The organism is Curtobacterium sp. B18, assembly GCF_000333375.1.
Classification (GTDB): Bacteria; Actinomycetota; Actinomycetes; order Actinomycetales; family Microbacteriaceae; genus Curtobacterium.
The window spans coordinates 1-8,375 of sequence record NZ_BACZ01000391.1; the positions used below are offsets into that span (position 1 = coordinate 1).

Annotated in this window: 8 protein-coding genes and 2 tRNA genes; 2 read left to right on the plus strand and 8 right to left on the minus strand. The window is 67.9% G+C overall.

Annotated features, from left to right (window positions below):
- Positions 1 to 154: 154 nt before the first annotated feature.
- Complete coding sequence (locus I5E_RS10855) at positions 155 to 799, minus strand: anthranilate synthase component II (RefSeq protein ID WP_022907009.1); 645 nt, start codon at positions 797 to 799, stop codon at positions 155 to 157.
- 81 nt (positions 800 to 880) lie between these two features.
- Here I5E_RS10855 and I5E_RS10860 point away from each other — a divergent pair, with 81 nt between their 5' ends.
- Entirely contained in the window at positions 881 to 1,135 is a 255-nt protein-coding gene (locus tag I5E_RS10860) for a cell division protein CrgA (RefSeq protein ID WP_022907010.1), read from the plus strand.
- Positions 1,136 to 1,479: 344 nt separating this feature from the next.
- Here the strand turns inward: I5E_RS10860 and I5E_RS10865 are convergent, their stop codons facing one another.
- Both I5E_RS10865 and I5E_RS10870 read right to left on the minus strand, forming a co-directional pair.
- A complete protein-coding gene (locus tag I5E_RS10865; protein ID WP_022907011.1) occupies positions 1,480 to 2,346 on the minus strand; it encodes a rhomboid family intramembrane serine protease in 867 nt (288 codons plus the stop codon).
- Positions 2,347 to 2,354: 8 nt separating this feature from the next.
- The gene (locus I5E_RS10870) at positions 2,355 to 2,894 is read right to left on the minus strand and encodes a peptidylprolyl isomerase (protein WP_022907012.1); all 540 of its coding nucleotides are present in this window, start codon (positions 2,892 to 2,894) and stop codon (positions 2,355 to 2,357) included.
- Positions 2,895 to 3,011: 117 nt separating this feature from the next.
- Here I5E_RS10870 and I5E_RS10875 point away from each other — a divergent pair, with 117 nt between their 5' ends.
- Positions 3,012 to 3,584 carry a hypothetical protein gene (locus I5E_RS10875; RefSeq protein ID WP_022907013.1) on the plus strand — a complete coding sequence of 191 codons (573 nt, stop codon included), beginning with the start codon at positions 3,012 to 3,014 and terminating at the stop codon, positions 3,582 to 3,584.
- Between the two features lie 598 nt (positions 3,585 to 4,182).
- Here the strand turns inward: I5E_RS10875 and I5E_RS10880 are convergent.
- The 5 genes from I5E_RS10880 to I5E_RS10900 form a co-directional block, all read right to left on the minus strand.
- Positions 4,183 to 4,255 (minus strand) — tRNA-Ala (locus tag I5E_RS10880).
- 32 nt (positions 4,256 to 4,287) lie between these two features.
- Positions 4,288 to 4,364: transfer RNA gene (locus I5E_RS10885), tRNA-Ile, on the minus strand.
- Positions 4,365 to 4,440: 76 nt separating this feature from the next.
- Positions 4,441 to 4,848 carry a DUF3566 domain-containing protein gene (locus I5E_RS10890; RefSeq protein ID WP_022907014.1) on the minus strand — a complete coding sequence of 136 codons (408 nt, stop codon included), beginning with the start codon at positions 4,846 to 4,848 and terminating at the stop codon, positions 4,441 to 4,443.
- Positions 4,841 to 7,489, minus strand: a complete 2,649-nt coding sequence (gene gyrA, locus I5E_RS10895) for a DNA gyrase subunit A (protein WP_022907015.1) — start codon at positions 7,487 to 7,489, stop codon at positions 4,841 to 4,843. Before gyrA ends, I5E_RS10890 begins: the two co-directional genes overlap by 8 nt.
- Before the next feature lie 114 nt (positions 7,490 to 7,603).
- On the minus strand, positions 7,604 to 8,375 hold a 772-nt coding region (locus tag I5E_RS10900), incomplete at its 5' end, for a toprim domain-containing protein (RefSeq protein ID WP_022907016.1).

Genomic DNA, 8,375 nt, shown 5'->3' on the forward strand with positions numbered 1-8,375 from the left:
GTCGGGGCGGGCGTGACCCGCGCCTCCCGTCCGTGGCCACATCCGACGGCCGTCAGGTCAGCCTGGAGGCGCGACTCATCTCCGCCACGTCCACGCCGGATCCGGCGTGGGGTCGTCCCACGCGGCGGGCAGCTCGGTGTGCGCGGCGCCGTCGTCAGGCGCGGTGCGCCGCGATGAGCGGGTTCAGGCCGGCCGCGCGCTCCGCAGCGCCCTCGAGACCGGTCGTCTCGAGCCAGTTGCCGACCATCCGGTAGCCGCCCTCCGTGAGGACCGACTCCGGGTGGAACTGCACGCCGTACACGGGGTGCTCGCGGTGCTGCACGCCCATGATCACGCCACCGCCCGTCCGCGCGGTGACCGTGAGCTCGTCGGGGACCGTGCCGTCGACGATCGCGAGCGAGTGGTAGCGCGTGGCCGTGAAGGGGTGCGGGACGCCGGCGAACAGCGGGCTGTCGTCATGGTCGACCTGCGAGGTCTTGCCGTGCATGAGCTCCTCGGCGTGGGTGACCGTCGCGCCGAGCGCCTCGGCGATGGCCTGGTGCCCGAGGCACACACCGAGCAGGGGCTTGTCCGCAGCGATCGCCGCGTGCACGGTCTCGACGGAGACACCGGCGTCCGCGGGGGTGCCGGGTCCGGGGGACAGCAGCACGCCGTCGTAGTCCGCGATGCGGTCGGCGATCTCGGACGCCGGGAAGGCGTCGTTGCGGACCACGTCGGTCTCCGCCCCGAGCTGCTGGACGTAGCCGTTCAGCGTGTAGACGAAGCTGTCGTAGTTGTCGACGACGAGGATCTTGGTCATGGCGGTTCACCGTACTCGTGGGGGATGTGTGCAGCGGGCTGAGAGTCTTCCCACACCCGTGGTCACGGTAGGATACCGGCCATGGCCAAGGACAAGGACCGCACCAAGCCCGCCCGGAGGACCCGAGCCGACTCGGTCGACACCGCGGGGGACCAGCCGAACCCCGTGTGGTTCAAGCCGGTCATGTTCGGCTTCATGCTCATCGGGCTCGCCTGGGTGATCGTCTTCTACATCTCGAACACGACGCTGCCGGTGCCGTCGCTCGGGTCGTGGAACATCCTGATCGGCTTCGGCATCATGTTCATCGGCTTCCTCATGACCACGCGCTGGCGGTAGCAGCCCGGCCACACACACTCCGACGCCCGTCGCACCTGCTGGTGCGGCGGGCGTTCTCGTGTTCGCGGGCACTCCGAGGCGTTCTCCACAACGCTGACGGGCTGCTAGCCGTCGACCGTTCCCCAGAACGCCTGTTCTCCACAGTTCTCCATACTCTCCACACACTCATCCACATCCCCCTCCCGGAGTTATCCACAGCTGAGTCCACAGTGGGGATAATCACACGCGTGTAACTCACCGTGTTCTCCACAGCTGTGGACAACTCCGGGCCGGGCTGTGGAAACGACGAACGCCCCGTTGCAAGCGCAACGGGGCGTTCGGGTGGCGATGGTCGCCGAGACGTTTCAGATGCCGACACCGATCGACAGGCCCGCGTACGCGGCGTAGATCAGCCCGACGAGCACGACGGCCTCGGCGACCAGGAGTCCGATCTGCAGACGACGCTGCCGGATGTTCCGGGTGCGCGCGAAGACGAACCCGGTGATGAACCCGAGGACGATTCCGCCCACGTGCGCCTGCCACGAGATCGCGGTACCGGGCAGGAAGCCGACCACGAGGTTGAGCCCCATGATGACCAGGAGCTGCACGGCGTTGTAACCGAGGCTCCGCTGGATCACGAAGAACGCCGCGAACAACCCGAAGATCGCGCCGGAGGCACCGACCACCGGCGTCGCGGGGCTCAGCAACGAGACGGCGAGGTCACCACCGAGGCCAGCCAGGAAGTACAGCGCGACGAACCGCCACGTGCCGAGGATGTTCTCGAGCATCCGCCCGAAGATCCACACCGCCCACATGTTGAACAGGATGTGGAAGAAGGAGGAGTGGACGAACAGCCCGGTCACGAGCCGCCACGGCTGCGATCCGATCGCGGGCGTGTAGTAGCTCAGCCAGGCGTTGACGTACCCGCCGGTCACCTGGTTGAGCAACCAGAGCACGGCGGACACGACGACGATCACGACCGTCGCCTTCTGGTCGAGCATGGCGAACCGCCGCCGGGCGACCGTCAGCCCGCTGGGGCCTCCGGACGCCCGACGGTTCGCCTGGAACTGCGCACGCTGCTCGCGCACGCACTCAGGGCAGTGCACCCCGACCGCGGCCGGCGTCTGGCACTCCGGGCAGATCGTCCGCCCGCAGCGCTGGCAGAGCACGAAGCTCTGCCGGTCCGGATGCCGGTAGCAGGTGTTGTTCGGGTTGTACGCCTGGTCGGTCACGTGGTGACTCAGACGTCCTCGACGTCGATGCTCTGGATGACGACGTCCTCGAGCGGCTTGTCACGGCCGTCGGTCGGCACGCCCTCGATCGCGTCGACGACCGCACGGGACTCGTCGTCCGCGACCTCGCCGAAGATGGTGTGCTTGCCCTGCAGCCACGGCGTCGCCACCGTGGTGATGAAGAACTGCGAGCCGTTCGTGCCGCGGCCGCCCTGGATGCCGGCGTTCGCCATGGCGAGGATGTACGGGTTCTGGAAGGTGAGCTCCGGGTGGATCTCGTCGTCGAAGCGGTAACCCGGACCGCCGATGCCCTGACCGAGCGGGTCGCCGCCCTGGATCATGAAGTCCTTGATGATGCGGTGGAAGACGACCCCGTCGTAGAGCTTGTCGGTCGAGACCTTGCCGGTGCCGGGGTGCGTCCACTCCTGCTTGCCCGTCGCGAGGTCGACGAAGTTCTTGACGGTCTTGGGAGCGTGGTTGCCGAACAGGTTGACGCGGATGTCGCCCTTGTTCGTGTGGATCGTTGCGACAGCGGTGTGCAGAGACATGTTCCGATTCTCGCATGTACTGCTGACGGTCAGACGGATCACACAGGTGAGGCTCCGTGACCTGTCAGGCACTGCGGTGGCAGGATGGTGGTCACGCCGTTCCGATGGAGGTACCAGATGACGACGATCGAGATCCCGCGCAAGCGCCGGAAGCAGATCAAGAAGCTCAAGGGCCAGACCGCCTCGCTCCTCGGCGAGCAGCGCAAGGTCCTCGAGCACGCGAACGCGATCCTTGCAGAGGCCCGGTCCCACGCCGCGGACGCTGCTCGCAAGGACATCGCGCCGCGAGTGCAGAACGCGATCGACAACGGCATCCGCCCGGCTGTCGCCACGGGTGTGCACGCTGCCACGAGCGCAGCGCAGAACGCTTCACACCGATTCCAGTCCGAGGTCGTCCCCGGCCTGGTCGCGACCGCGGGCTCGGTCCTCAGCGTGGGCGACCTCGCGAAGGACCCCCGGGTCAAGAAGATCGTGAAGAACGCCCAGAAGAAGGGCAAGAAGGCCAAGAAGGCTGCGGAGAAGTACGTGCCGCACCAGAAGAAGGGCATCGGCTTCGGCGGTGTCGCGCTGATCGTGGTGGGTGTCGTGGCCGTGGCCGGTGCCGCCTACGCCGCGTACCAGACGCTCCGTGCGGACGACGACCTCTGGGTCGCGGACGACGCCGACACTGCGGGCAAGCCCGCAGCCTGACCTCCCGGTTCGTACGAAGGGCCCCGGCACCCGCCGGGGCCCTTCGTCGTCCCCGGCGCGAACGAGCCGGCCCGGCCGAGCCGGCCCGGCCAGGCCGGGCCACCGCGAGTCGAGCGGGCGAAATACGTCCCGCTCGGGCCGTCATGCCGACGGATTCTGCCCGCTCGACGCACACCCACGGCGTGTTCCGCCCGCTCGGCACACCACCAGCCACACATCCTGCGCACCCGGCGCACCCGGCGCCCGCCGGTCGCCTGCGCTGCCCCGCACCGGACTGGAGGCGCGGAGCGGCCTGGTCCCGCGCCTCCTGTCCGCCACGCGGTGCGTCCGATCACCAGCGCGCACACGTGACCGCACGACCGGCCGTCCGTGGTCGCGCGACCCGCCGCTCACATCCGCCGAGGTCCCATGGACGGCCGTCGCACCAGGGCGCGGCCCGACGATCCCGAGACCTCGAGCACGGAGCCGACCGATCGCCGGGCGCAAGCTGGCCTCGCGGAGCGGCCATCGCGGAGCGGAGCGCCGCAGGCGCAGACGAGCACGACGACCGAGCGAGGCGAAACGAGGAACGAGCGGAGCAAGGCTCACGCCGAGGGAGTGGAGCCTGGGAGAATCGAACTCCCGACATCCTGCTTGCAAAGCAGGCGCTCTACCAACTGAGCTAAGGCCCCGTGACACCCATGGTACGGAGTGTCGGAGGAAGTGGTGGGGCTACAAGGACTTGAACCTTGGACCTCTTCGTTATCAGCGAAGCGCTCTAACCGCCTGAGCTATAGCCCCTCAGACCGGATGAAAGCCTACCGTACCGATGCCGCAGAACGAAATCGAGGCGGTCGGCCCATCCGAGCCGGGTGTGTCAGTTGTTCGTGAAGCCGACGAGCAGGCCGCCGGTGATCCGGACACTGAGGTTGTAGAGGACACTCACGATCGCGCCGAGCACGGTACCGACGACCACGTTGAGGATGCCCACGACGACGGAGAACCCGAGCACCTGGCCCAGCGAGAACTGGTCCATGATCGAGTAGTTGTTCTGCCCGGTGACGTCCTTCAGCAGAGCGTCGATCTGCGTGAAGACACCGGTCTGGTTGAGGATGACCCACACCAGGGCGGTGGCGACGACGATCACGATCGAGCCGGCCAGGGCGATGAGGAAGCTGAGCTTCACCATCGACCAGAAGTCGACGTACACGAGCCGCAGTCGCACCTGACGGGTGCCGACGGGCCGCTTCGCCTTCTTCTGGAGCTTCTCGGCGACACTACTCATTGCTTGACTGGTCCTCTCCGGCCACGGTGTCCGTGGGCACTGTGTCGGCGGGGTCGGCGGCCGCTTCGTCCGGGCTGACCGTCTCCACCGGGCCCGCAGGCTCGATCTCGGCGTCGTCCTGGTCGTCCAGGTTCCGCTCTGTGTTCCGGGCCACCGCGATGATCCGGTCGTTCTCCGCGAACCTCGCGAAGACCACACCCATCGTGTCGCGACCCTTGGCGGGCACCTCGGCCACGGCAGACCTTACCACCTTGCCCGATTGGAGCACGACGAGGACTTCGTCGTCCTCACCGACGATGAGAGCACCCACAAGGTCCCCTCGATCGGCGGCCAGCTTGGCGACCTTGATGCCGAGACCGCCACGTCCCTGCACCCGGTACTGGTCGACGGAGGTGCGCTTGGCGTAGCCGCCCTCGGTCATGACCCACACGTAGCCGTCGTCCGAGACGACCCGGGCCGCGAGCAGCGAGTCGTCGTCGCGGAAGGACATGCCCTTCACGCCGGAGGTCGAGCGACCCATCGGGCGCAGCGTGTCGTTCGTCGCGGTGAACCGCAGCGACATGCCGTGCTTCGAGACGAGCAGGAGGTCGTCGTGCTCGTCGACGAGGAGCGCCTGCACCAGGGTGTCGCCGTCGCGCAGGTTGATCGCGATGATGCCGCCGGTGCGGTTCGTGTCGTACTCGGTGAGCGCGGTCTTCTTGACGAGACCGTGCGCCGTGGCGAGCACGAGGTACTGCGCCGCCTCGTAGTCGCGGATGTCGAGGACCTGCTGGATCTGCTCGTCCGGCTGCATGGCGAGCAGGTTCGCGACGTGCTGACCCTTGGCGTCACGGCTGGCTTCCTGCAGCTCGTACGCCTTGGCGCGGTAGACGCGGCCCTTGTCCGTCAGGAACAGCAGCCAGTGGTGCGTCGTCGTCACGAAGAAGTGCTCGACGACGTCGTCGGCGCGCAGCTGCGCACCCTTGACCCCGCGGCCACCGCGGTGCTGCGACCGGTAGTTGTCGCTCCGCGTGCGCTTGACGTACCCGCCGCGGGTGATGGTGACGACCATCTCCTCCTCGGGGATGAGGTCCTCGATCGACATGTCGCCGTCGAAGCCGAGCAGGATCTCGCTGCGGCGGTCGTCGCCGAACCGCTCGACGATCTCCTCGAGCTCGTCACCGATGATCGAGCGCTGACGGGTCTCCGACGCCAGGATGTCCTGGAAGTCGGCGATCTTGCGCTCGAGTTCCTCGGCCTCGTCGTGGATCTTCTGCCGCTCGAGGGCGGCGAGACGACGGAGCTGCAGCTCGAGGATGGCGCGCGCCTGGATCTCGTCGACGGACAGCAGGTCCATCAGACCGGTGCGGGCCTCTTCGACGTCGGGCGACCGGCGGATGAGCGCGATGACCTCGTCGAGCGCGTCGAGCGCCGCCAGGTAGCCACGGAGGATGTGGGCGCGCTTCTCTGCCTCGCGCAGCCGGAACTGCGTGCGGCGGACGATGACGTCGATCTGGTGGTCGACCCACGCCGAGATGAACCCGTCGAGCGCGAGGGTGCGGGGCACGCCGTCGACGATCGCGAGCATGTTCGCGCCGAAGTTCTCCTGCAGCTGCGTGTGCTTGTACAGGTTGTTGAGGACGACCTTGGCGACGGCGTCGCGCTTGAGCACGATGACGAGGCGCTGGCCGGTGCGACCCGAGGTCTCGTCACGGATGTCCGCGATGCCGGCGAGCTTGCCGTCCTTGACACCCTCGGCGATGCGGATCGCGAGGTTGTCGGGGTTCACCTGGTACGGGAGCTCGGTGACGACGAGGCAGGTGCGGCCCTGGATCTCCTCGACGTTGACGACCGCACGCATCGTGATCGAGCCACGACCGGTGCGGTAGGCGTCCTGGATGCCCTTCGTGCCGAGGATCTGCGCCCCGGTCGGGAAGTCCGGGCCCTTGATGCGCTGCATGAGCGCACCGAGCAGCTCTTCACGGGTGGCGTCGGGGTGCTCGAGCGCCCACTTCGCGCCGGCGGCGACCTCGCGCAGGTTGTGCGGCGGGATGTTCGTGGCCATGCCGACCGCGATGCCGACGGAACCGTTGACGAGCAGGTTCGGGAACCGCGCCGGCAGGATGGCGGGTTCCTGCGTCCGACCGTCGTAGTTGTCCTGGAAGTCGACGGTGTCCTCGTCGATGTCCCGGACCATCTCCATGGCGAGCGGCGCCATCTTGGTCTCGGTGTACCGCGGCGCGGCGGCGCCGTCGTTGCCCGGGGACCCGAAGTTGCCCTGGCCGAGCGCGAGCGGGTAGCGGAGCGACCACGGCTGCACGAGGCGGACGAGGGCGTCGTAGATCGCGCTGTCACCGTGCGGGTGGAACTGCCCCATCACGTCGCCGACGACACGGGAACACTTCGAGAAGGCCCGGTCGGGGCGGTAGCCGCCGTCGAACATCGCGTAGATCACGCGGCGGTGCACGGGCTTCAGTCCGTCACGGACCTCGGGCAGCGCACGGCCGACGATGACGGACATCGCGTAGTCGAGGTACGACCGCTGCATCTCGAGCTGCAGGTCGACCTGCGAGATGCGGTCACCGGAGACGACGATGTCCCCGCTGTCGCCGTGGACGATCTCGGGCTGCTCGTCGGCGCCGTTCTCGTTGTCGTCAGCCATGTGGCTTCGTTCCCTTTCTGGACAGCCCGGAGGCTGTGGTTCCGTCGGCCGCGCCGGGCGCGACCACAGGTGGTCGGGACTGGTCGACGCGGCTCACACCGCGCCTCCCGGCCCTCAGATGTCGAGGAACCGGACGTCCTTCGCGTTCTGCTGGATGAACTGGCGACGGGACTCGACGTCCTCGCCCATCAGCGTCGCGAAGACGCTGTCCACCGCGGCGGCGTCCTCGAGCGTGACCTGCAGGAGCGTCCGGGTGTCCGGGTTCATCGTGGTGTCCCACAGCTCCTTGTAGTCCATCTCGCCGAGGCCCTTGTAGCGCTGGATCCCGTTGTCCTTCGGGATGCGCTTGCCGGCGGCGAGGCCGGACTGCATCAGGGCGTCGCGCTCACGGTCGCTGAACACGTACTCGTGCGCCGAGTTCGACCACTTCAGGCGGTACAGCGGCGGCTGCGCGAGGTACACGTACCCGCGCTCGATGAGCGGACGCATGTAGCGGAACAGCAGGGTGAGCAGCAGCGTCGTGATGTGCTGGCCGTCCACGTCGGCATCGGCCATCAGCACGATCTTGTGGTACCGGGCCTTGTCCGGGTCGAAGTCCTCACCGATGCCGGCGCCGAACGCCGTGATCATCGACTGGATCTCCTGGTTGGCCAGGGCACGGTCGAGACGGGCCTTCTCGACGTTCAGGATCTTGCCGCGCAGCGGCAGGATCGCCTGCGTCATCGGGTTGCGACCCTGCACGGCGGAACCGCCGGCGGAGTCACCCTCGACCATGAAGATCTCGGAGACCGTCGGGTCCTTCGACTGGCAGTCCTTGAGCTTGCCGGGCATGCCGCCCGACTCGAGGAGCCCCTTGCGACGGGTGGTCTCGCGTGCCTTGCTGCGG

What these genes read in the sequence shown, in the direction of transcription:
- I5E_RS10855 (WP_022907009.1), bottom strand. Translation starts at nt 799, where the DNA reads ATGACCAAGATCCTCGTCGTCGACAACTACGACAGCTTCGTCTACACG.
- gyrA (WP_022907015.1), bottom strand. Translation starts at nt 7,489, where the DNA reads ATGGCTGACGACAACGAGAACGGCGCCGACGAGCAGCCCGAGATCGTC.
- I5E_RS10870 (WP_022907012.1), bottom strand. Translation starts at nt 2,894, where the DNA reads ATGTCTCTGCACACCGCTGTCGCAACGATCCACACGAACAAGGGCGAC.
- I5E_RS10860 (WP_022907010.1), top strand. Translation starts at nt 881, where the DNA reads ATGGCCAAGGACAAGGACCGCACCAAGCCCGCCCGGAGGACCCGAGCC.
- I5E_RS10890 (WP_022907014.1), bottom strand. Translation starts at nt 4,848, where the DNA reads ATGAGTAGTGTCGCCGAGAAGCTCCAGAAGAAGGCGAAGCGGCCCGTC.
- I5E_RS10875 (WP_022907013.1), top strand. Translation starts at nt 3,012, where the DNA reads ATGACGACGATCGAGATCCCGCGCAAGCGCCGGAAGCAGATCAAGAAG.